This window comes from Blautia sp. An249, from assembly GCF_002159835.1.
Lineage (GTDB): Bacteria > Bacillota > Clostridia > Lachnospirales > Lachnospiraceae > Blautia_A > Blautia_A avistercoris.
Genome location: NZ_NFJL01000022.1, coordinates 17,877 through 41,481, shown reverse-complemented (window position 1 = coordinate 41,481; position 23,605 = coordinate 17,877). Strand labels below are relative to the sequence as shown.

The following is a 23,605-nucleotide window of genomic DNA, read 5'->3' as shown; positions in this document are numbered from 1 at the left end:
CAGAAGGAGCAAATCCATAAGTTGGATATAGGCGGGAAGACGCCTTTAAAATAAAAATCCATATTAAATATTTTTTATTAAAGGAGGAATTTCTTTATGAAGATGAAGAAGAAATCCATGTTTTCAAAAATGCTGGCAGTATGTCTGGCATTGGTATTCGCTCTTTCTATGAGCGTAACCGCATTTGCGGCAATTACACCAGATGAAACAGGAAGCTTTACAGTGACTGGTTTTGATACGGACCCGGCCCCAAGTGTAAGCGCCTATCAGATCATCACAGTAAATGTAGATGCAACTTCAGGACAGCCATCCTACCCCATGTATACCTGGAATGCAGAGGTAGCTACATGGATGAAAGCGAACAGTTATGCATCTTACGTGAACGACAATCTGGGAACCAATGCAGTTGCAGACGCGTTTGATAATGCAGATGCAGGAACTATGACAACTTTCCTGGAGAAACTGACAGCAGCCATTAAAGCAGGGACTGTACAGCTGACACCAACAACAGTTACTGCTGCTGACGGAACTGCTTCATTTACAGATATGGCAATGGGTGAATACCTGATTACAGCCAACGGCGGCGTGAAGATTTATAAGCCTACAACCGTTGCACTGGTACCGGAAGAGACAGACGGAGAATGGAATCTGGCAGACGCCACAGTAGCTATGAAAGGCGCTGCTCCTAGTATTGGAAAAGAAGCAACTGAAGAGGTGGACGGTGACAAGACCGTTGCTATCGGCGATACCGTAAAATACAAACTGACCGTTACCGTACCTTCCTATCCGGAAAATGCAACTCACACAAGCTTTATAGTAAGTGATAAATTAAGCGCAGGTTTAACCTTTGATGGAGTAAGTACGATTAAAGTTTACAGTGATGAAAATCTGCAGAATGAAGTAGCTGCAGCAAATTATACAGCAACAACTACAGGTGTTGTAGAAAACAGAACTTTCCAGATTTCTTTTGAGGATACCTTTACAACTACAACAACATTTACAACTCTTTACATTACTTATACTGCAACTGTAAATGAACATGCAGTTGAAACAGATGCTCTTGAAAATGAGGCATTCCTGACATATAACAACGATCCGTATAGTGACAATACTTATGAAACTGAAACTCAAGAAGAGGTCTATACATACGGCATTGACTTAAAGAAGGTAGACAAAGATGGAACAGCTATTACATCTGGAGCCGGTGATAAGAAAGCACAGTTTACACTTTCTGATGATACTGGAGTATTAAAATTCACAGAAACAGCAACAGACGGCGTTTACAAATATGATGAAAATGGAACGGCAACTTTAGAGGTAGCAGCAGATGGTACTCTTAGAGTTCAGGGTCTGGATGAAGGAACTTATACATTAAAAGAAACGCAGGCTCCGGAAGGCTATGTTCTTCCTACAGGAGAAATTACAATTGTAATTACAGATGCTGCTCCGGAAGACGGAACTATTGATGCAGCGAATGTAACAGCAGGTCAGGGAACTGTAGCAATTAACGGAGCTGCCGCAAGTCTGAACGTTGTTTCCTTCAATGTTGAGAATACAAGTTCTGATGATGCAGGCTTTACTCTTCCCACTACCGGTGGTATGGGTACTATGATTTTCACAATCGCAGGTGTGCTTCTGATGGCCGGCGCTGTGACCATGATCGTTGTAGTATCTAAGAAAAGAAAAGCGGAATAAGAAACGCTTAAATAAAAAATAATAGAATTGGGTTTTATCTTATATGGAACAGAAAGAAAAGAAGAAAAAGAGAAACCCGTGGGTATTCCTGGCGCCTCTGCTGCTTTTTGCAGCAGGTGCCGGGATTTTCCTTTATCCTGCGGTAAGTAATTTATTGGCGGAAAGAAACCAGCAGAATGTGATTCATACCTATCAGGCGAAGGTGGAAGAAACCAATCAGGAAGAGCTGGATGCAGCCTGGGCGGAGGCTGTTAAGTACAATGAAAATCTGGCAGGGGATCCGGTACATGACCCTTTCGTTATGGGAAGCGGCTATGTGCTTCCTGATAATTACCAGGATGTGCTAAATGTTGACGGCGACGGGGTTATGGGATATATTGAAATTCCCAAGATAGATGTTTCTCTCCCAATTTATCACGGAACCAGTGAAGAAGCTCTGGAGAAGGGGGCCGGACATCTGGATGTGACAGCTCTTCCCATTGGGGGAGAGGGGAACCATTCAGTTATCAGCGCGCACCGGGGACTGCCAAGCGCAGAGCTTTTTACCCGTCTGGATGAAATGGAAAAGGGAGACGAATTTTATATTCATGTGCTGGATAAAACTCTGGCTTATGAAGTGGATCAGATTGAAGTGATTTTACCGGAGGAGCTGGCTCTTCTGCAGCCGGAAGACGGGAAGGATCTGGTAACTTTGCTTACCTGTACCCCTTATGCGGTAAATACTCACCGGCTTCTGGTGCGCGGAACCAGGATTCCCTATGTGGAGGAGGAAGCGCAGGAGGGAGACTGGACGGAAACCATAAAGACTGCCTGGGCCAGGGATTACGTGAAGGCCATTGCAGTGGGAGCAGGGATTCTGCTTCTGTTCATCCTGGCTGTTTTTCTGATTCGAAGAAGGAAGAAGAAAAACAATAAGACATCATAGATTCAGACGCAGAGGCAGGAAGAGAAAGGAAAATCTCCAATGAAAAAAGTGTTGTTGTATCTGATCATGGGCGTATTATTTCTGGCCGGATTTCTTTTGCTTTTATACCCTGTCGGGGAAAGCGCGATTACAGAATACCGGAACAAAGAAACCATCACGCATTTTCAGAAATTAATGGTAAAAGAAATTCCCCGGGAGGACGACAGTTCACAGAGCAGTACCCGGGAGGAGCCATCGGATGCCCGGGAGGGAGAAAGCACAGCAGAAAATGAGAAAACGGCGGGAAAGGATCTTCCCTATGAGGATCTTCTCCGGGAGATGCGAGAGTATAACCAGAGGATTTATGAGGAAGATCAGGAAAGTCTCTGTGACGCCTGGAGTTATCAGCAGAATGTGTTTGATTTCCATTCTGCAGGTCTGGAAGACGATATGGTGGGTTATATTACCATTGACGCCATGAATATTGAAATTCCCCTGTATATTGGAGCAAATGAGGAAAACATGGGGAAGGGCGCCGTGGTGTTAAGCCAGACCAGTATGCCCATTGGCGGAGACAATACCAACTGTGTGATTGCGGCTCACCGGGGCTGGTACACATCCCCCATGTTTCAGGATATAGAGGTTCTGCAGCCCGGAGATGAAGTAAAGGTTACCAGCCTGTGGGGAACCCTTACGTATGAGGTGGTTAAGTGTATTGTTATCTACCCGGATGACATTGAAGCGGTGAAGATTCAGGAGGGGCAGGATTTACTGACCCTGGTTACCTGCCATCCTTACACGAAAAATTATCAGAGATATGTGGTCTACTGCAGCAGAACCGGCGGGGAACTGGCGGGGAGCCAGGAGAGCGTAATGAAAGAGAAAACTGCGGCAGGAGAGGAAGGTACGCAAGTGACGGCAGAAGAGGACACTTCCCGAAAAGTGGTAATCCCTTATGAAGGAGTTGCCTATGAATCTTCCCGGGAGGCGATCCGCAGGGAGCGCAGGATTAACCGGGCAGGCAGCTATCTGGCCGGAGGCGCCGCTGTGATCCTGGTGCTTGTTTTACTGATTCGTTTTATAAAGAGAAAAAAGAAAAACAGGGATTAAAGAACTCAACAGAAAAGAGGAAATTTGTTGCTATAGGGTAATGGATAATATATAATACTTATATTTAGAAAAGGCGGGTGAAAATGTGTGGATAGTACGGAGATATTGGGATTGTTAAAATTTGGAGAGCGTATTAATTTAGAGTGTAAAAAGGCAGAATCTAAGCTGCCTAATTCCGTGTGGGAAACATATTCTTCATTTGCAAATACGGACGGTGGTGTTATTTTATTTGGGATTGAAGAACATTTGAAAGAAACGGATTATAATAAACGATTTTCTTTTGTATCTATACATAATCCCGAACAGAGGCTAAAAGATTTTTGGAATACAGTAAACAGTGAAAAGGTAAGCAGTAATATTCTGGTTGATGCAAATGCTGGAATTTGTGAAGTGCGAGGAGCAATGATTATGTGGATTCAAGTCCCTCAGGCAGATTATCGGCAGAAACCCATTTATATCAATGGAAACCCTATGAAAGGCAGCTTTAAGCGTAATCATGAAGGAGATTATCATTGTACAGAGGAAGAAGTAAAAGCCATGCTGAGGGATGCCAATGATTCCGGCAATGATGGTAGCTTACTGACAGGCTATACAATGAATGACATTGATTTAAATTCCTTACGCTCCTACCGCATTGAATTTGAACATCGCAATCCCGAGCATATCTGGAACGGAAATGACGATGAAGCATTTCTAAAAAATATGGGCGGATATGCAGTTGACAGGGCAACTCAAAAAGGATGGCTGACAACGGCAGGATTATTGATGTTTGGAAAAGGATTATCGGTTCGAGAACGGTTCGATAATATCCGTATGGATTATATTGATGAGAGTAATCTTGTGCCTGGAAGCCGTTGGAGTGATCGGCTGACGTATGATGGAATGTGGGAAAATAATCTGTATAATTTTGTCCGGCAGATAACTCCTAAATTGTCAGCAGGAATCAAACGCCCTTTTAAACTGGAGGGCATGATTCGGGTTGATGATACGCCTATTCATAAAGCAATTCGTGAAGCGGTCGTAAATATGGTGATACATAGTGATTATTTGATTACAGGTGTATTGAAGGTCGTGAAAACAGATAGTGGATTTATGTTTTCTAATCCCGGCAATTTGAAACTTCCTGTTCAAATGATTTATGAGGGAGGACATTCTGTTGCCAGAAATCCAAGGATTCAAACGATGTTCCGTATGATTGGATTGGGAGATAATATAGGTTCTGGGTTTCCTGCAATATTAAACGCGTGGGGAAAAGAACAATGGCGGAAACCGGATTTGAGCCAAAATGAAGAGCTGCATCAGGTAGAATTAAAACTTTGGATGGTTTCTTTGATGCCGCCAGAATGTACAGAATATTTGTATCATTTGTTTGGCGCTGCATATAAGCATCTTGATAAGGATTCCCAGATTATATTAGGAACAGCTTATCTTGAGGAAGGAGTAACAAATGCCAGGATGCAGTCAATATTGGAACTCCACAGTATTGAGATTGGACATATCTTAGCAAGTCTGGTAGATAAAAATATGCTAATTGCAGATAAGAAGGGTCGATGGACAAGCTATAGGATAAATACTGATTATGATATGAAGCCAGAACAGCTTCAATTTTCAGATATTCCATTAGATATGATAGAACTAAAAAATGAGACAGACAGACAGATTTATGAATATATTTGTATCAATGGATTTATTACGGTACACCAAGTCTTGGACATTACAAAAATTACAACTCAGCAAGGTGCAAGTGTTGCACTCAATAGATTGATCAGCGCAGATTTAATTATAAAAAAGCGTCGGGGAAGACAATTTATTTATTGCAGAAAATAATTGTAAAAAAATCAGTTGTTGTATTATTGTTGAATCAGTTGTTGTATTATTGTTGAATCAGTTGTTGTAACTGCAATATTTCAAAAAATCTATTTAGACGAAACAGCAGCGCATAAAATTCCTACATTTACAGATACTATTTCCAGACTTGGAAAGTACAGTAGATGGAGGAATTATTTATATGAAAGCAACAGGAATTGTCAGGAGGATCGATGATTTGGGCCGGGTGGTGATTCCTAAGGAGATCCGCAGAACTCTGCGGATTAAAGAGGGAACGCCGCTGGAAATTTTTACGGACAGAGAAGGAGAGATCATTTTAAAGAAATATTCCCCGATTGGAGAGCTGAGTATTTTTGCCAGGGAGTATGCAGAGGCATTGAGCCATACCACAGGATATTTGGCCTGTATTACGGATCATGATCAGGTAGTGGCTGCGTCAGGGGCCGGATATAAAGAACTGATGGGGAAGGAGATCAGTCCGGATCTGGAGGAACTGATCACAAACCGGGAAACCAAGTGCTTAAACAGTAAGGAGAAAGGGCGTATTGCTGTGATAAGCGAAGAGAAAGAGGCCAGGGCAGGTCAGGTAATTTATCCGATTATCTGCGAGGGAGACGCCATTGGTTCCGTGGTTCTTATGGGAAGAGAAGAGAAAGAATCTATGGGAGATACGGAGAAGAAACTGGTACAGACAGCGGCGGAATTTCTCGGCAGACAGATGGAACAATAAGGAATGTATGATATAGAAAGCGGGCGCTCTCCTGTGGGAGATGACGCCCGATTTTTCTAGTCGTTATTTAAAGATTTGGAACTCATTTCTTCCAGCAGGGAAGCTTTCATATCATAGAGTTTCTGTGAAAGGTCTACATAGACTTCGTGGGGATTGATCAGGCGGCGGGACTCTTCCCAGAGAGTATCCAGTTCCTGGCTGCAGATTTTCTGAAGCTCCATAACGCCGGGGGAGGAGTAAACCCGTTTTCCTTTCTCGATGACCGGGATCAAAAGCTCCCGCATGGTATAGGTACCGCCGAATACCTTCGTCTTCTTCCAGGTATCAATGGGATCGAACAGGATCATATCCTGAGAGGGATCGTAGGTCTCGCCTACCAGACAGATTAAGTCGGCCTTGATTTTCCCGGTGGCTTTATTGTAAATACGATAAATGGTCTTGTTGCCGGGGTTGGTTACTTTCTCTGTGCTTTCGGACACTTTTATTTTAGGGAGGAATTCCTGAGATTCTTCGTCTTTAATGGCGGCCAGTTTGTATACGCCTCCGAAAGCAGGATTGTCTGCGGAGGTGATTAAACGTGTTCCTACGCCCCAGGAGTTAATTTTTGCATCCTGGGTTTTCAAGCTGTTGATGAGATATTCGTCTAAATCGCTGGAAGCAGATATGACAGCGTCGTCAAATCCTGCGGCTGCCAGCATTTTGTATGCTTCTTTGGAAAGGTAGGCCAGATCGCCGCTGTCAATACGGATTCCATACCGGGTGAGCGGGATTCCCTCTGCGCGCATTTCTTCAAAGACGCGGATGGCGTTTGGCACGCCGGATTTCAGCACATCATAGGTGTCTACCAGGAGTATACAGCCGTTTGGATAGAGTCTGGCATAGGTTTTAAAGGCTGTGTATTCGTCGGGAAAACTCATGATCCAACTATGGGCGTGGGTGCCTAATACAGGAACGTCGAACATCTGTCCTGCAAGGACGTTGGATGTACCGATGCATCCGCCGATAACCGCCGCTCTGGCCCCGTAGATGCCCGCATCCGGGCCCTGTGCGCGCCGCAGGCCAAATTCCATAATTCCGTCCCCTCTGGCCGCGTACGCCACTCTGGAAGCCTTTGTGGCAATCAGGCTCTGATGGTTGATAATGTTTAAGATAGCGGTTTCGACTAACTGTGCCTCCATGATTGGGGCAATGACTTTTACAAGCGGTTCATGAGGGAAGACAACCGTTCCTTCGGGAATGGCATAAATATCTCCGGTGAACCGGAAGTCTCTCAGATAGGAGAGAAAGTCTTCTTCAAAAAGATGAAGGCTGCGTAAATAGGAAATATCCTCATCGGTAAAGGTGAGGTTTTCGATGTAATCTAACATCTGCTCCAGTCCGGCGGTAATGGCGTAGGCGCCTTTGCATGGATTTTCCCGGTAAAATACATCAAAGATAACCGTCTGATTGGAGGGGTTTTTAAAGTATCCCTGCATCATGGTCAGTTCATACAGATCTGTAAGCAGGGTTAAGTTGCTGGCTCTCATAGGGTCCTCCTTTGCGTACGAAAATTTATTTACATTATTATACCACAAGTTTTACTATTTACTATTGTAAATTGGAAAAGATTACGGTTTTAAAATCTCTGGTTTTGCCTGTTTTATAGGGAAATGAAAGAAAAATAAAAAAAATAAAAAAAGTGCTTGCATTTTTTGGGATTATCCTTTATAATTCATTTTGTCGCGAAAATAGGGCTATCGCCAAATGGTAAGGCAACGGACTCTGACTCCGTCATTTCAAGGTTCGAATCCTTGTAGCCCTGTCAGGAGCACTTCAGAAGAAGTGCTCTTTTTTTATGTAATAGGAGTAAGGTATCAAAAGCCTTTTTTCTATACTTGGTAAAATGCACAAAATATCCTTCCGCGCGAAGCGCACAAAAACATTCCGATGAGCCTCCGAAACCGGAAATCGTGTTCAGCAAAGGCTTCCACGATTCCCTGAGTCTCATCTCCATTGTGCGCAAAGTCGCGACGTCCGGATGATTTTGTGTATTTTACCGAAACATAATTCCAGGAATAGTGATCTATAGAAAGAATCCTGCCAGTTTATTGAATTGCCACGGAAGAAAAGGTATAATATAAGCAGTCGCTGAAAGAGATGGAAGAAGGGACAGACATGCTGGAAATAAAAGGAAAATCCTGGGAGGAAATCGGGTTATCCAATGACTTTCTCTTTGGAAAGGTAATGAGAAATCCAAAATTGTGCAAAGAGCTTCTGGAAAGAATCCTTCCGGAGCTGAAAATCGAATATATGGAATATCCTGAGCTGCAGAAACCCATTAAAGAGGATGTAGATGCCAGAAGTGTCCGTCTGGATGTATATGTCAGAGATGGGGAAGGAACTGTATATAATATTGAGATGCAGGCAGTGGATACCAAAGAACTGCCGAAAAGGAGCAGATATTATCAGGGGATGATTGATCTGCAGTTACTGGATAAAAACCAGTCCTATAAGGAATTGAATAAAAGTTTTGTGATCTTTATTTGTATGCAGGATATTTTTGGAAAGGGGCGTCATAAATATACCTTTGAAAATATCTGCAAAGAAGACAGGGAGTTGCTGCTGAAGGATGAAACAACAAAGATTTTTCTTAATGCAGACAGCAGCATGGACGATGTCAGCAGGGAACTGAAAGCATTTCTGGACTACCTGGCAGGAAAAGAAACGGACGACAGATATGTCCTGGAACTGGAAGAGGCAGTAAAAAATGCCAAAAAGAATCGGGAATGGAGGCATGAGTATATGACGTTATTAATGCGTGATCAGGAAAATCAGGAGATCGGAAAAGAGATTGGAAAAGAGATTGGAAAAGAGATCGGAAAAGAGATTGGGAAAGAGATGGAACGCAGAAAAATCATAAGAAAGATGCTTCGTCAGGGGTTTAGCAATGAACAGATTATGATGCTGTGTGATACTACGGAAAGTGAAATTGAAAGCTGCAGAGAAGAGGTTTAAGAAGTGATGGCAATATCAATTTTGTAGGGGAAAGAAGGTGCATTATGATTTATATTTATACACAGAGGTCTGGGGAAGACTGGATTGTGCAGAATGATTTGCACTTTAATCTTTACACAGGAAATCAGCCATTTACAGAAGAGGATAAAAGGGCCATACTGGAAATTGATCATGCGAAGCTTACAAAAGATATGCGTATTGAAACGGAATACGGAGTAGGGACAGTACGTAATCTTTCAAGCGGTTGCAAAACATATTTAAATATTATAAAAAATCCGGATAAGATTGTTTGTACTGACGAGTGTGGTGCGAATGTATTGGGAAAAATATTTCAACTGGATAATATTCGTATTTGTATGACCAGGCCAGAGCGTTTTCCTATTAATGATGACGTAAAAATCTGTTTTAATGATCAGGATTTTGTAACGGGACGTAAAGGATATGAACATTGGTGGACAAAAGAATATGAAAGGAGAGCAGAAAATGGTTTATGATTCTATAGAATTTCAGGCTGCTCCCTTTTTTTACCATCTGAATTTTTCAGAACGGCTTACATTAGTAAGAGGGGACAGTGCAACAGGAAAAACATACCTTTATCAGATGCTGGAAGATTTGCGGCTGACGGAGAAATATAAAGAGATTCGGCTTTTTAATTACAAAACAGAGAATTTCCATGACAATTTAAAAAAATGCAACGGTAATTTTATCGTAATAGATAATGGGGATATTCTTCTGAAGGAAGAGGACAAAAATTTCATTAATTTTAATATAAGTAATCAGTATATGTTGTTTTTGAGAAACTGTGATGGCTTAAATCTTTCAACCGGAAGTTTTACAGTTCTTGAGAAAAATAAAAATCATATTACCCTGAAAAGAGAGTTGGTGGCAGATTGATTTTCTTATGGACAGAAGATAGCAAGGCGGGATTCCATTTTTGGAATCTGGTTAATACGTATCTATTTCAGGACAGGCTGCAGGTGGAAAGTAAAAAAAGTAATCAAGGCATTTTAGATGCTGTAAGAGAGCTTGTGCCCAGGCAGGGGGATGTCTACTATATAGCTTTTGACCACATATATGATAATATGGATGTGGTAAATAAACTTATGGATTTACAACAACTGGCCGCAAGATATTCGGAACAGATTATATTACTGGATATAACTTGTTTCGAACATATTATTCTTAGTTTTTCTAAATTAATTACATGGACAGGAAGCAGAAATTATAAAGCAATTCATTTAAGAAAAGAGATTTTAGGAGCATTAAACCAACATCGGATTGCTGTGGAACAGATAAATGACATGGATACTCTCAATTATCTTAAGGGATTTAAACATTTTTCTACAGAAAGAATATTAAAATCTTTAGCAAATAATCTGACAGATACTGCTAAATGGAGCATTAAAGGCAATAAGATGGGGGCTTGTTGGTGTGAAGATTGCTGTGTTCTAGAAGAATCAGAGAAGAAAAACTGTGGTGTTGAAAAATCGCTGGGAAAAGAAAAGCTGATGGAATTGTTCAGTGATCAAGAGATGCAGCATATTCTCGGAAAGATGTTAACGGAGGCATGAGTATATGACATTATTAATGCGTGATCAGGAAAATCAGGAAAAGATCCGGAAAGGGGCCTTTAGAGATGCATTATTCGTTTGAAAGTAAGATTCGTTACAGTGAACTGGATGAGGATGGGAAATTATCTTTAAATTCCATTATTAACTATTTCCAGGACTGCAGTATTTTTCACTCTGATACCGTTGGAAGAGGCATGGAGGTGCTGGCAGAGGAGCATCGCGGCTGGGTTCTGTCTTCCTGGCAGATTGTGATTGACCGGTATCCTGGTTTGGGAGAAGAGATCCTGATTGAGACCTGGCCCTATGATTTTAAAGGATTCATGGGCTATCGAAACTTTGTTATGAAGACCAGCGAAGGGGAGATGCTCGCCTGTGCCAATACTCTCTGGAGTTTTCTGGATACGGATACAGGAATTCCTGTGAAAGTAAAGCCGGAAGATGTGGCAGGTTATGGAATTTCTGAGAAACTTCAGATGGATTATGCCCCCAGGAAGGTGGCAATGCCCAAAGAATACAGGGAGGAAACGCCCTTTGTGGTTCAGAAGCATCATCTGGATACCAACCATCATGTTAATAACGGACAATATGTACAGATGGCCCGTGATTTTCTTCCGGAGGGATTTATCATCCGGCAGATGCGGGCGGAATATAAAAGGCAGGCTGTCTTAAATGACAGGATTTATCCAAAGGTCTGTATCCGGGAGGATCTGGTGACAGCCGCTCTGTGTTCCGAAGAGGGGAATCCTTATGCGGTGATAGAATTTATGAGACAAAAGAAAGGTTAAGCAGTATATGATAGAATTAGGAAAGAAACAGAAATTAGAAGTAGTAAAAATCGTAGATTTCGGCGTTTATCTGGGAGAGAGCCAGGAGGCGGCACAAAATGAGAGGGTGCTTCTTCCGAAGAAACAGGCGCCCCAGGATGTGAAGCCAGGAGATGTTCTTTCGGTATTTGTCTATAAGGATTCGATGGACAGACCCATTGCAACCACCAGGGAACCTCTGCTGTGCGTGGGAGAAACAGCGGTTCTTAAGGTGGCTCAGAATACCAGGATGGGAGCATTTTTAGACTGGGGACTGGAGAAGGATCTGATGCTTCCGTTCCGGGAGCAGACCATGCGTGTCCGGGAAGGACAGGAGTGTCTGGTGGCTCTGTATGTGGATAAAAGCCAGCGTCTTTGCGCTACTATGAAGGTATATCCTTATCTGGCTCAGAATTCTCCTTATGGAATCGGCGATATGGTACAGGGACGGATTTACGAGACAAGCGATAACTTCGGAGTGTTTGTGGCTGTTGATGATAAATATTCTGCCCTGATCCCCAAACAGGAGGTACACGGTACCTTTAAGGTGGGAGAAGTGCGCCAGTTCCGCGTTACTGAGGTGAAAGAGGACGGAAAACTGAATCTGAGTCCCAAACAGAAAGCTTATCTGCAGATAGAGGAAGACAGCAGACATGTTATGGAAGTCATTGATGAGTTTGCAGGTGTGCTGCCTTTTGACGATAAAACCACCCCCCAGGTGATTGAACGGGAATTTGGTTTAAGTAAAGCGGCTTTTAAGAGAGCCGTGGGACATTTACTGAAAGAAAGAAAAGTGAAGATACAGGATGGCAGAATTTACAGAATTAACGGATAAAGTACAGGAGGTCGGCGCATTGAACTTCACACATCTGCATGTGCATACGGAGTACAGTCTTTTAGACGGTTCCAATAAGATTAAAGAATATGTGGCAAGGGTAAAAGAACTGGGAATGGACAGTGCTGCCATTACCGATCACGGGGTGATGTACGGCTGTATTGATTTTTACCGTGCGGCGAAGGCGGCCGGGATTAATCCCATCCTGGGATGTGAAGTCTATGTGGCTCCGGGCTCCCGGTTTGACAGGGAAATAGGTTCCGGAGAAGACCGCTATTACCATCTTGTTCTGCTGGCAGAGAATAACCAGGGGTACAGCAACCTGATGAAGATCGTTTCCAAAGGATTTGTGGAAGGCTTTTATTATAAACCCCGTGTGGACATGGAAGTACTGAAACAGTATCATGAGGGAATCATTGCATTAAGCGCCTGCCTTGCGGGGGAAGTGGCCCGGTACCTGGAAAGAGGTATGTATGAAGATGCCAAAGATGCGGCTTTAAGACATGAGGAGATATTCGGAAAAGGAAATTATTTCCTGGAACTGCAGGATCACGGCATTCCGGCCCAGCAGACAGTCAACCAGCAGCTGATCAGAATGCACCAGGAGACAGGGATTCCGCTGGTTGCTACCAATGATGTGCATTATACTCTGGCAGAGGATGCGGCTCCTCATGACATTCTGCTGTGCATTCAGACAGGGAAGAAACTGGATGATGAGGACAGGATGCGCTATGAGGGAGGCCAGTATTACGTAAAATCTCCCCAGGAGATGGCAGAGCTGTTTCCCTATGCTCTGGAGGCGTTGGAGAATACGTACAAAATCGGCCAGAGATGTCATGTGGAAATCGAATTCGGCGTAACCAAGCTGCCGAAATTTGACGTGCCGGAAGATTATACTTCCTGGGAGTATTTAAATAAACTGTGTTTTGAAGGCCTGAAAGAACGTTATCAGCCGGTGACAGAAGAATTAAAGAAGCGTCTTAATTATGAGCTGGAGACCATCCGGAATATGGGTTATGTGGACTATTTTCTGATCGTCTGGGATTTCATCCGCTATGCCAGAGAACAGGATATTATTGTGGGTCCGGGACGTGGTTCGGCAGCGGGAAGTCTGGTGGCTTATACCCTGGGAATTACCAGGTTGGATCCCATCCGCTACGATTTGCTCTTTGAACGGTTTTTAAATCCGGAACGTGTTTCCATGCCGGATATTGACGTGGACTTTTGCTTTGAACGGCGTCAGGAAGTGATTGACTATGTGGTGGAAAAATACGGGAAGGACCGGGTGGTTCAGATTGTTACCTTTGGTACCATGGCTGCCAGGGGAGTGATCCGGGATGTGGGCCGGGTGCTGGATATGCCGTATGCCCAGGTGGATGTGATCGCCAAGATGATCCCCCAGGAGCTGAATATCACCATTGAGAAGGCGTTAAAGATGAATCCGGAACTGGCGAAAGTTTATGAGGAAGATCAGGAAATCCGATCACTTATTAATATGGCCAGACGTCTGGAGGGTCTTCCCAGGCATACGTCTATGCATGCAGCGGGAGTAGTTATCAGCCAGAAAGAGGTGGATGAATATGTCCCCCTTTCCAGAGCTTCTGACGGTACGATTACCACCCAGTTTACTATGACAACCTTAGAGGAACTGGGCCTTCTGAAAATGGACTTTCTGGGGCTTCGTACGCTGACTGTCATCCAGAATGCTGTGAAATTGGCAGAAAAGAGTACCGGAAAGAAACTGGATATGGACGCCATTGATTATGATGATAAACAGGTGCTGGATTCCCTGGGAACAGGAAAAACCGACGGCGTGTTCCAGCTGGAAAGCGACGGGATGAAAAATTTCATGAAGGAATTAAAGCCGCACAGCCTGGAAGATGTGATTGCCGGAATTTCTCTGTACCGTCCGGGTCCCATGGACTTTATTCCCCAGTATATCCGGGGAAAGAATCATCCGGAAACTATTACCTATGACTGTCCTCAGCTGGAGGAAATTTTAAAGCCCACTTACGGATGTATTGTATATCAGGAGCAGGTTATGCAGATTGTGCGTTCTCTGGCCGGATATACCCTGGGACGGAGCGATTTGCTGAGAAGAGCCATGTCTAAGAAAAAGGCATCGGTAATGGAAGAGGAGAGGCAGAATTTCGTTTACGGAAACCAGGAGGATAAAGTGCCGGGCTGTATTCAGAATGGGATTGATGAGAAGACGGCCAATAAGATTTACGATGAAATGATCGATTTTGCCAAATATGCCTTTAATAAGTCCCATGCTGCAGCCTATGCGGTGGTTTCTTATCAGACGGCCTATCTGAAATATTACTATCCGGTGGAATATATGGCCGCTCTTATGACTTCGGTCATTGATTTTCCAAGTAAGGTGGCGGAATATATTCAGACCTGCCGGGAAATGGGGATTCCCATTCTTCCGCCGGATATTAATAAGGGTGAAGTCACCTTTTCTGTGGACGGAGGAGCCATCCGTTATGCCCTGTCTGCCATTAAAAGCATCGGACGCCCGGTCATTGAGGGAATTGTAAAGGAACGAAACCAGAACGGTGAATTTAAGACTCTGAAAGAATTCCTGACCAGAATGAGCGGTAAAGAGATAAATAAACGGGTCATTGAGAACTTTATCAAAGCAGGAGCCTTTGACAGTCTGGAAGGCAGCCGCCGGCAGCTGATGCTGATTTATGTGCAGGTAATGGACAGTGTAAACCAGGAAAACAAAACCAGCATATCCGGGCAGATGAGCCTTTTCGATCTGGTGGGAGAAGAAGAGAAAAAAGCCTTTGAAATCCGTCTTCCCGATGTGGAGGAATATGATAAGGAAACGCTCCTTGCTTTTGAAAAGGAAGTCCTTGGGATTTATGTCAGCGGTCATCCCCTGGATAATTACCGATCCATTCTGGAGAAGAATATTACTGCTTCTACAGCGGATTTCCAGCCGGACGAAACTACAGGAATTGCCAAAGTAAGAGATGGAGAAAAGGTAGTTCTTGGAGGAATGATCGCGGATAAAACCATAAAATATACAAAAAATAATAAAGTAATGGCATTTTTAACTCTGGAAGATCTGGTGGGAACCGTAGAAGTTGTGGTTTTCCCAAGAGATTATGAAAAAAACCAGCAGTTTATGAAGGAAGAGGAAAAAGTTTTTATACAGGGCAGAGTTTCGGCGGAAGACGAGAAGGCCAGTAAATTAATCTGCGAAAAGATTCGTTCCTTTCGTGAAATCCCCCGGGAAGTCTGGATACAGTTTGCGGATATGGAGACATTTCGCCGCAGCGAGCAGGAATTGTATCAGGATTTAATGGATTCTGAAGGGGACAGCAGCGTTGTCATTTACCTGAAAGATGTGAAAGCCATGAAGCGTCTGCCCGCCGGCAGAAACATTCTGGCAGACAACGGGACCGTAGATTTTCTAAGGAAAAAATATGGTAAGGAGAACGTGAAAGTTGTGGAAAGAGTATTGAAAAAGTTCTAGAAATACTATACACTGAAGACGAATGTGCAGATGAAGAATTGCAGAAAACTCATAAGTATGGAGGAAAAATTATGGCAGAGAAGAAAATCAGGACGATAGGCGTTTTAACCAGCGGCGGCGACGCACCGGGTATGAATGCGGCGATTCGTGCGGTTGTAAGACGCGGTTTGAGTAATGGACTCCAGGTAAAGGGAATCTATAAAGGCTATAATGGACTTTTGAATGAGGAAATCCGTGATATGACTGCTCAGGATGTTTCGGATACAATTGAACGCGGCGGTACTATTCTTTATACAGCACGCTGTGCGGAATTCAGAACCGAGGAAGGCCAGAAGCGCGGTGCGGAAATTTGCCGGAAACACGGAATTGAAGGACTGGTTGTTATTGGAGGAGACGGTTCCTTTGCAGGAGCTCAGAAACTGGCCAATCTGGGAATTAATACAATCGGCGTTCCGGGAACCATCGACCTGGATATTGCCTGTACAGAATATACCATCGGATTTGATACAGCAGTAAATACCGCTATGGAGGCGATTGATAAAGTCCGTGATACTTCTACTTCTCATGAACGGTGCAGTATTATTGAAGTTATGGGCCGCAATGCGGGCTATCTGGCTTTATGGTGCGGTATTGCCAATGGTGCAGAAGACGTGCTGCTTCCGGAAAAATATGATTACGACGAGCAGAAAATTATTAATAATATTATTGAAAACAGGAAACTGGGAAAGAAACACCACATTATTATTAATGCAGAGGGTATCGGCCATTCGGAAGCTATGGCGAAACGGATTGAGGCCGCAACCGGAATTGAAACCCGTGCAACTATTTTAGGTCACATGCAGCGTGGCGGAAGCCCCACCTGTAAGGACCGTGTGTATGCGTCTATGATGGGCGCCATGGCTGTGGATCTGCTTCTGGAAGGCAAGAACTGCCGGGTGGTAGGTTACAGACACGGGGAATATGTGGACTTTGACATTAATGAAGCGCTTGCCATGAACAAGGGAATTTCTGAATACCAGTTTGAAGTCTGCCGTTCTTTATCTCATAACTATAATAAGTATGAGAAAAATAATAAAGACAGATAGAGAAACAACTGAACACAGTGCAAATAATTACCCTCGGCTCTGCGGGGGTGATTTTTGTAGGAGGATTTTTAAACATTTATGATAACAAGTACCGGCAATGGACAGATTAAAAATATCATACAGCTGAATCAGAAAGCCAAAGCACGAAGAGAGCAGGGACTGTTTGTGGCAGAGGGGATTAAAATGTTTCTGGAAGCGCCTCTGGAGTGGATAGAAAAGGTATATATTGCCGAATCTCTTAAGGATAGTCAGCAGATTGCTTCCAAAACGGCCCGGGTGCCCTGTGAAATCGTGGCGGATTCCGTGTTTGCACAGATGAGCGATACCAAGACGCCCCAGGGGGTCCTGTGTCTTCTGAAGCAGCCCGGGTATACTCTGGAGGAGATTCTTCCTGAGACAGGGGAACCGCTGATTCTCGTTCTGGAGGATTTGCAGGATCCGGGAAATATGGGAACCATTCTGCGTACGGCGGAAGGGGCAGGAGTAAACGGAATCCTGTGCAGTAAAAATACGGTGGATATTTTTAATCCTAAGGTGATACGTTCCACAATGGGTTCTGTCTACCGGATGCCCTTCTTCTATACAGAAGATCTGGAAGCTGCAGTAAAAGAGTTAAAGCAGAGAGGCATCCGGACGTATGCGGCACATTTAAAAGGTGAGAAACGATATGACCAGGAGTCTTATTGTAAAGGGAGCGCGTTTTTTATCGGCAATGAGGGGAAGGGATTAAGCCCGCGGCTGACGTCTCTGGCTGACGGACTGATTCGTATCCCCATGGCCGGACAGGTGGAGTCATTAAACGCGGCGCTGGCAGCAGGAATATTAATGTATGAAGCGGCCAGACAAAGAGAATTTCGACAGGGAGGGTGCAGTGGATGGAATATGTGATATTTTGGCTGGTTTTAGTGGCAGTGCTGCTGATTATTGAAGCCGCCACGGTGGGACTGACCACCATATGGTTTGCAGGAGGCGCGCTGATTGCAGCAGTTGCATCCTTTTTGGGTGCGGGGCTTATCTGGCAGGTGGCGCTGTTCCTGGTAATTTCCATAGGTCTTTTAGTTTTTACACGCCCCTGGGCGCTGCGCCATTTAAATAAAAAGGTGGAAAAGACCAATGTGGACAGCCTGATTGGCAAGACGGCCAGAGTGGTGGAAGCAATTGACAACCTTCAGGAAACCGGAAGAGTTCTGGTAGGAGGAATGGAATGGACCGCCCGTTCGGAAGAAGAGACTCAGAAGTTTCCGAAAGAGAGCATTGTCTGCATAAAAGCAGTAAAAGGCGTGAAATTAATTGTAGCACAACGACAGGACAAAGAATAAAGGAGGGTTTTATATGGCAGGAATCGTAGGAATGGTTTTTTTAATCGTATTGATTGTTATTATTTTACTGATTGTATCGTCTCTGATCCGGATTGTTCCCCAGGCACATGCCTACATTCTGGAACGTCTGGGTGCGTATCAGGCAACCTGGGAAACAGGTATTCACTTTAAGATACCTTTTATTGAAAAAGTTGCAAGAAAGGTCAACTTAAAAGAGCAGGTGGTGGACTTTCCGCCGCAGCCGGTTATTACCAAAGATAATGTTACCATGCAGATTGATACGGTAGTATTTTTCCAGATTACAGATCCCAAGCTCTATACCTATGGAGTGGAAAATCCCATTATGGCCATTGAAAATTTATCAGCGACCACTCTGAGAAATATTATCGGTGAGATGGAGCTGGATGAAACTTTAACTTCCAGAGAGACCATCAATACACAGATGAGAGCATCTCTGGATGTGGCCACGGATCCCTGGGGAATTAAAGTAAACCGGGTGGAGCTTAAGAATATTATCCCGCCGGAAGCCATCCGTGACGCCATGGAGAAACAGATGAAGGCAGAGCGTGAACGAAGAGAGGCTATCTTACGGGCCGAAGGTGAGAAGCGATCCACGATTCTGGTGGCGGAAGGTCATAAAGAATCTGCGATCCTGGATGCCGAGGCCGATAAGCAGGCAGCCATCCTGAAAGCGGAGGCAGAAAAGGAAAAGATGATTAAAGAGGCCGAAGGTCAGGCGGAGGCAGTTCTGAAGGTGCAGAAGGCGACGGCAGAAGGCCTTCGGATGATCCGGGAAGCAGGCGCCGATGAGGCTGTGCTTACTCTGAAAAGTCTGGAAGCCCTGGAGAAAGTGGCTGACGGTAAATCCACCAAGATCATTATTCCTTCGGAAATACAGGGACTGGCCGGACTGGCGACCTCTCTGAAAGAGATTGTGACGGAGGATAAGAATTGAAACCTGTCATTGATTTGACAAAAGAATATGGAATTGTTCTGGAAGGCGGAGGCGCCAGAGGTGCTTACCAGATCGGCGCCTGGAAGGCTTTAAAAGAAGCCGGAGTAAAGATAAAGGGTATTTCCGGAACCAGTGTGGGCGCTTTAAACGGCGCTCTTATCTGTATGGGAGATCTGGAGAAAGCGGAAAGAATCTGGAAAAACATTTCCTATTCCCGGATTATGGATGTGGACGACGAAGTAATGAAAAATCTTCTTCGTGGAAAACTTCCCCTGAAAGAATTTCTTCAGGAGAGCCGGAAGATGATTCGGGAGGGAGGCTTTGATATAACGCCTCTGAAGAATCTGATTGATCAGGAAATCCGGCCGGAAAAAATCCGGGAATCAGATATGGAATTCTTTCTGCAGGTATTCCATGTGGATTCTTTACAGGAGCTCCATATTAATGTGAAAGAAGTGGAACCGGAGCTTATAAAGGATTTGCTGCTGGCCAGCGCCTGTATGTATCCGGTTTTTAAGAAAGAAAAATTCTTCGGGGAGACCCTGATCGACGGCGGCATTGCCGATAACGTACCTGTGGGAGTGCTTCTGGAAGAAGGGTACAAGGACATCCTTGTTGTGCGGATTTATGGTCTGGGGCTGACGAAGCCGGTAATCGTTCCGGAGGACGTTCAGATAGGTACCATTGAACCGCGGATTGACCTGGGAAGCATTATGGAGTTTGACCGGGACAGGAGCCAGAGGAATATGGTTGCCGGATATTACGATGCTATGAGAATGATATACGGGCTTTCCGGAATTATTTACTATATTGATCAAAATCAGGACCAAGTGTATTATTTAAACAGTCTGGTGAAGTTAAAAGAGAAAGAAGAGGAGCTTCGCCGTTATGTGGAAGCAGTTCTGCCTAAAATGGCAAGGGAACTGCGTCTGGGAGAATGGGATTATGAGAAGCTGTATTTATCCATTCTGGAAGCTACGGCGAAACTGGCCAGGATTCCCAAGTACCGGATTTATACGGCAGAAGAACTGCTGGAAGAAATCAGAAAGAACAAAGAGATCTTAGAGGAAGAGGACGATCTGCCCGATTTTGCCAGAAGACTGATAGGAGAAGAGGCGCCGGTGAAATAGAAGGAAGGCCGGTGCAAAGGAGGATATTATGAATTTAGAAGGAAGAGACTTTTTAACCCTGCGTGATTTTACAAAAGAAGAAATCTTATATCTGCTGGATTTGGCTGCGGACTATAAAGAAAAGAAAAAAGCAGGAATTCCGGTGGATGAATACAAAGGGAAAAATGTGGCGTTAATTTTTGAAAAAACCAGTACCAGAACACGCTGCGCATTTGAAGTGGCAGCTCATGATCTGGGAATGGGAACCACCTATCTGGATCCCAGCGGTTCCCAGATTGGAAAGAAAGAGAGTATTCCGGATACTGCAAGAGTGCTGGGAAGAATGTATGATGGAATTGAGTACAGAGGCTTTGGACAGGACATAGTAGAAGAACTGGCCAAATATGCGGACGTTCCTGTATGGAACGGCCTGACCAATGAGTATCACCCCACCCAGATGCTGGCAGATATGCTCACTATCCGGGAACATTTCGGAAAACTGGAAGGAATTAAACTGGTTTACATGGGCGACGCCCGCTTTAATATGGGAAATTCTCTGATGGTTGCCTGTGCGAAACTGGGAATGCATTTTACTGCATGTACCACGAAGAAATATTTCCCCAATGAGGAACTGGTAAATGCCTGCCGGGAATATGCCAGAGAGTCCGGAGCAACCATAACTCTTACAGAAGACGCAATGGCCGGAACCCAAGATGCAGATGTAATTTATACAGACGTATGGGTATCCATGGGCGAGCCGGATGAAGTATGGGAAGAGAGAATCCGGGAATTAAGCCCTTATAAAGTGACAAAGACCATTATGGAGAATGCAGGAGAGAAAGCGATTTTCCTTCACTGTCTGCCTGCCTTCCATGATCTGAAAACCAAAATCGGAAAAGAAATGGGAGAGAGATTCCAGATTACCGATATGGAGGTTACTGATGAAGTATTTGAATCTCCCCAGTCGAAAGTGTTTGATGAAGCCGAGAACCGGATGCATACCATTAAGGCGGTTATGGCAGCCACTTTGAGGAAATCAAAATGCAGTTAAGTTCCGGGTGGGCCGGATGTGAGTTCTATTATGAAGAAGAGACAGATTCCACCAATCTCTGGCTGAAACGGCTGGCCAGAGAGGGAGCCCCCCATGGGGCTGTGGCGATGGCTGAGAGGCAGACTGCCGGAAGAGGACGGCGGGGGAACCAGTGGGAAACTCTGCCGGGTACGGCTATCGCTATGAGTATCCTTTTGAGGCCGTCCTTTGCGCCTGTTCATGCCCCCAAGCTTACCCTGGTAATGGGATTAAGCGTGGCTCAGACCCTGAGAGAAGAAGGCGTGAAGGCATGGATTAAATGGCCCAATGATGTGGTGATAAACAAAAAAAAGCTCTGCGGAATCCTCACAGAAATGTCTGTGAAAACGCCGGAAGCCATTGACTATGTGATCATCGGAACCGGATTAAATGTAAATGTGGAGGAATTTCCCCCGGAAGTATCTTCGGTAGCCACGTCCCTGAAGCTGGAAACCGGGAAAGACTGGGATCGGATGGAACTTTTAAAGAAAATTTTATATACGTTTTCTGAAAATTATGAGAAATTTTCGGAGACGGAGGATCTTTCTCTGCTTAGGGATGCGTACAGTGGCCTTCTGATTAACCGGCAGAAAAAGGTGAGAATTCTGGAAGATGCGGGGAACTGGGAAGGGATTGCCAGGGGCATTAACCAGGAGGGAGAACTGATGGTAGAGAAAGAGGATGGAAGTCTGACGGCGGTATCCGCCGGGGAAGTCTCGGTGCGGGGACTTTACGGATATATCTAGGAGGAAGTTATGTATCAGGATAAGGTTGTGCTGTGCGGCGCCAGCGCTTACCAGCAGAAATATTATTTTAATCAGGACTTTTCAGCTCTTCCGGATCAGGTAAAGCAGGAACTGCAGATTCTCTGTGTGTTGTTTACTGAAGAGATTGGCGGAATTTTAACTCTGGAGTTTGACCAGGAGGGAAATCTGGAGTTTAAAACAGAAGCCCTGGAGGCGGACGCTATGTTTGACGAAATCGGAAGCGCTTTAAAAATAAAAAAGTTACAGACAGAAAAGAGAGAACTTCTGGAGTCTCTGGAGATGTTTTACCGGGTTTTCTTTCTGGGTGAGGATGGTGAAAAATGATCCGAAGCTGGAAGATAGGTAAGGTGGAAATTGAGAATCCCTGGGTTCTGGGACCGATGGCAGGAGTAAGCGACCTGCCATTTCGACATTTATGCAAGGAACAGGGAGCGGGCCTGGTTTATACGGAGATGGTAAGTGCAAAGGCCATTTATTTTAAAAATAAAAATACGGATGAGCTGATGGAGACGGAGTCTTTTGAAAGGCCGGTGGCTCTGCAGTTATTTGGTTCTGACGCGGATTTGATGGCAGATATGGCCAGGCAGATTGAGGATCGGCCCTTTGACATTCTGGATATTAATATGGGATGCCCGGTGCCCAAGGTAGTAAACAACAAAGAGGGATCGGCTCTTTTAAAAGATAAAGAGAAAATCCGGGAGATTATCACAAAAGTTTCAAAAAGTATTCAGAAACCGCTGACAGTGAAAATGAGAATCGGTTTTGAGGGGTATCCTATTGATATGGTGGAACTGGCGAAAATCGCAGAGGATTCCGGGGCTGCGGCAATCGCTGTCCACGGAAGAACCAGAGAACAGTATTATTCCGGGAGCGCAGACTGGGAACCTATCCGGAAAATTAAAGAGGCGGTTTCCATTCCTGTGATAGGAAACGGGGATGTGGACAGCCCCCTAAAAGCCAAAGCGATGCTGGAACAGACCGGATGCGACGGCGTGATGATTGGCCGTGCAGCCAGGGGGAATCCCTGGATTTTCCGGGAACTGAATCACTATTTTGAAACAGGACAGCTCCTTCCCAGACCAGAGTGGGAAGAGATAAAGGCTATGATTCTGCGCCATGCAAAGATGCAGACAGAGTTAAAAGGCGAGTATACAGGGATTCGGGAAATGCGCAAACATGTGGCCTGGTATACGGCGGGAATGCCCCATTCCGCCCGTTTAAGAAGGGATGTAAACCAGGTGGAAACTTACGGGGAACTGGAACAATTACTTTGAAATATTGCTATTGCAGAGGTAATAGTGTATAATAAATTGATATTTTGTAGAGAAAGTTGGGAGAAAAC

At 44.5% G+C, this 23,605-nt stretch carries 22 protein-coding genes and 1 tRNA gene; 22 read left to right on the top strand and 1 reads right to left on the bottom strand.

Annotated elements, in window-relative coordinates:
- Nucleotides 1-96: 96 nt before the first annotated feature.
- From B5F53_RS16430 to spoVT, 5 genes are all read left to right on the top strand, one after another.
- The gene (locus tag B5F53_RS16430; RefSeq protein WP_087225668.1) at nt 97-1,695 is read left to right on the top strand and encodes a SpaH/EbpB family LPXTG-anchored major pilin; all 1,599 of its coding nucleotides are present in this window, start codon (nt 97-99) and stop codon (nt 1,693-1,695) included.
- Between the two features lie 43 nt (nt 1,696-1,738).
- Nucleotides 1,739-2,620, top strand: coding sequence for a class C sortase (locus B5F53_RS16425; RefSeq protein ID WP_087225665.1), 882 nt, complete (start codon nt 1,739-1,741; stop codon nt 2,618-2,620).
- Nucleotides 2,621-2,659: 39 nt separating this feature from the next.
- Complete coding sequence (locus B5F53_RS16420) at nt 2,660-3,709, top strand: class C sortase (protein WP_087225662.1); 1,050 nt, start codon at nt 2,660-2,662, stop codon at nt 3,707-3,709.
- 87 nt (nt 3,710-3,796) lie between these two features.
- Nucleotides 3,797-5,536 carry an RNA-binding domain-containing protein gene (locus B5F53_RS16415; RefSeq protein WP_087225659.1) on the top strand — a complete coding sequence of 580 codons (1,740 nt, stop codon included), beginning with the start codon at nt 3,797-3,799 and terminating at the stop codon, nt 5,534-5,536.
- A 181-nt stretch (nt 5,537-5,717) separates the two neighbouring features.
- Nucleotides 5,718-6,266 (top strand): stage V sporulation protein T, encoded by a 549-nt coding sequence (gene spoVT, locus B5F53_RS16410; RefSeq protein WP_087225656.1) that lies wholly within the window; start codon nt 5,718-5,720, stop codon nt 6,264-6,266.
- A gap of 56 nt (nt 6,267-6,322) precedes the next feature.
- Here spoVT and B5F53_RS16405 read toward each other — a convergent pair whose 3' ends face one another.
- Nucleotides 6,323-7,792: a nicotinate phosphoribosyltransferase gene (locus B5F53_RS16405; RefSeq protein ID WP_087225653.1), complete on the bottom strand. Its 1,470-nt coding sequence runs from the start codon at nt 7,790-7,792 to the stop codon at nt 6,323-6,325.
- Between the two features lie 203 nt (nt 7,793-7,995).
- Between B5F53_RS16405 and B5F53_RS16400 the strand changes: the two genes are divergently transcribed.
- The 17 genes from B5F53_RS16400 (at nt 7,996) to dusB (ending at nt 23,537) form a co-directional block, all read left to right on the top strand.
- Nucleotides 7,996-8,067, top strand: a tRNA-Gln gene (locus tag B5F53_RS16400).
- Between the two features lie 353 nt (nt 8,068-8,420).
- Nucleotides 8,421-9,260 carry an Rpn family recombination-promoting nuclease/putative transposase gene (locus tag B5F53_RS16395; protein ID WP_087225650.1) on the top strand — a complete coding sequence of 280 codons (840 nt, stop codon included), beginning with the start codon at nt 8,421-8,423 and terminating at the stop codon, nt 9,258-9,260.
- 44 nt (nt 9,261-9,304) lie between these two features.
- On the top strand, nt 9,305-9,754 hold the full coding sequence (locus B5F53_RS16390) for a DUF4869 domain-containing protein (RefSeq protein ID WP_087225647.1): 450 nt from the start codon (nt 9,305-9,307) through the stop codon (nt 9,752-9,754).
- The gene (locus B5F53_RS16385; RefSeq protein ID WP_087225644.1) at nt 9,744-10,154 is read left to right on the top strand and encodes an ATPase; all 411 of its coding nucleotides are present in this window, start codon (nt 9,744-9,746) and stop codon (nt 10,152-10,154) included. The genes B5F53_RS16390 and B5F53_RS16385 overlap by 11 nt, the downstream gene beginning before the upstream one ends.
- An 83-nt stretch (nt 10,155-10,237) precedes the next feature.
- The gene (locus B5F53_RS16380) at nt 10,238-10,831 is read left to right on the top strand and encodes a hypothetical protein (protein ID WP_140398264.1); all 594 of its coding nucleotides are present in this window, start codon (nt 10,238-10,240) and stop codon (nt 10,829-10,831) included.
- Nucleotides 10,832-10,896: 65 nt separating this feature from the next.
- The gene (locus B5F53_RS16375; RefSeq protein ID WP_087225707.1) at nt 10,897-11,616 is read left to right on the top strand and encodes an acyl-[acyl-carrier-protein] thioesterase; all 720 of its coding nucleotides are present in this window, start codon (nt 10,897-10,899) and stop codon (nt 11,614-11,616) included.
- Nucleotides 11,617-11,623: 7 nt separating this feature from the next.
- Complete coding sequence (locus B5F53_RS16370; protein WP_087225638.1) at nt 11,624-12,469, top strand: CvfB family protein; 846 nt, start codon at nt 11,624-11,626, stop codon at nt 12,467-12,469.
- Between the two features lie 19 nt (nt 12,470-12,488).
- Complete coding sequence (locus tag B5F53_RS16365; RefSeq protein ID WP_087225705.1) at nt 12,489-15,959, top strand: DNA polymerase III subunit alpha; 3,471 nt, start codon at nt 12,489-12,491, stop codon at nt 15,957-15,959.
- Between the two features lie 71 nt (nt 15,960-16,030).
- Nucleotides 16,031-17,044, top strand: coding sequence for a 6-phosphofructokinase (pfkA, locus tag B5F53_RS16360; RefSeq protein WP_087225635.1), 1,014 nt, complete (start codon nt 16,031-16,033; stop codon nt 17,042-17,044).
- A 78-nt stretch (nt 17,045-17,122) separates the two neighbouring features.
- Entirely contained in the window at nt 17,123-17,932 is an 810-nt protein-coding gene (locus B5F53_RS16355; RefSeq protein WP_087225632.1) for a TrmH family RNA methyltransferase, read from the top strand.
- Nucleotides 17,920-18,363 carry an NfeD family protein gene (locus tag B5F53_RS16350; protein WP_087225630.1) on the top strand — a complete coding sequence of 148 codons (444 nt, stop codon included), beginning with the start codon at nt 17,920-17,922 and terminating at the stop codon, nt 18,361-18,363. The genes B5F53_RS16355 and B5F53_RS16350 overlap by 13 nt, the downstream gene beginning before the upstream one ends.
- Nucleotides 18,364-18,376: 13 nt before the next feature.
- Complete coding sequence (locus B5F53_RS16345; protein WP_087225627.1) at nt 18,377-19,318, top strand: SPFH domain-containing protein; 942 nt, start codon at nt 18,377-18,379, stop codon at nt 19,316-19,318.
- On the top strand, nt 19,315-20,448 hold the full coding sequence (locus tag B5F53_RS16340) for a patatin-like phospholipase family protein (RefSeq protein ID WP_087225624.1): 1,134 nt from the start codon (nt 19,315-19,317) through the stop codon (nt 20,446-20,448). Before B5F53_RS16345 ends, B5F53_RS16340 begins: the two co-directional genes overlap by 4 nt.
- A gap of 28 nt (nt 20,449-20,476) precedes the next feature.
- The gene (gene argF, locus B5F53_RS16335) at nt 20,477-21,478 is read left to right on the top strand and encodes an ornithine carbamoyltransferase (protein WP_087225620.1); all 1,002 of its coding nucleotides are present in this window, start codon (nt 20,477-20,479) and stop codon (nt 21,476-21,478) included.
- On the top strand, nt 21,469-22,242 hold the full coding sequence (locus B5F53_RS16330; protein ID WP_087225617.1) for a biotin--[acetyl-CoA-carboxylase] ligase: 774 nt from the start codon (nt 21,469-21,471) through the stop codon (nt 22,240-22,242). The genes argF and B5F53_RS16330 overlap by 10 nt, the downstream gene beginning before the upstream one ends.
- 9 nt (nt 22,243-22,251) lie before the next feature.
- Nucleotides 22,252-22,587 carry a DUF6145 family protein gene (locus B5F53_RS16325; RefSeq protein WP_087225614.1) on the top strand — a complete coding sequence of 112 codons (336 nt, stop codon included), beginning with the start codon at nt 22,252-22,254 and terminating at the stop codon, nt 22,585-22,587.
- Entirely contained in the window at nt 22,584-23,537 is a 954-nt protein-coding gene (gene dusB, locus B5F53_RS16320) for a tRNA dihydrouridine synthase DusB (protein WP_087225610.1), read from the top strand. Before B5F53_RS16325 ends, dusB begins: the two co-directional genes overlap by 4 nt.
- Nucleotides 23,538-23,605: the final 68 nt, after the last annotated feature.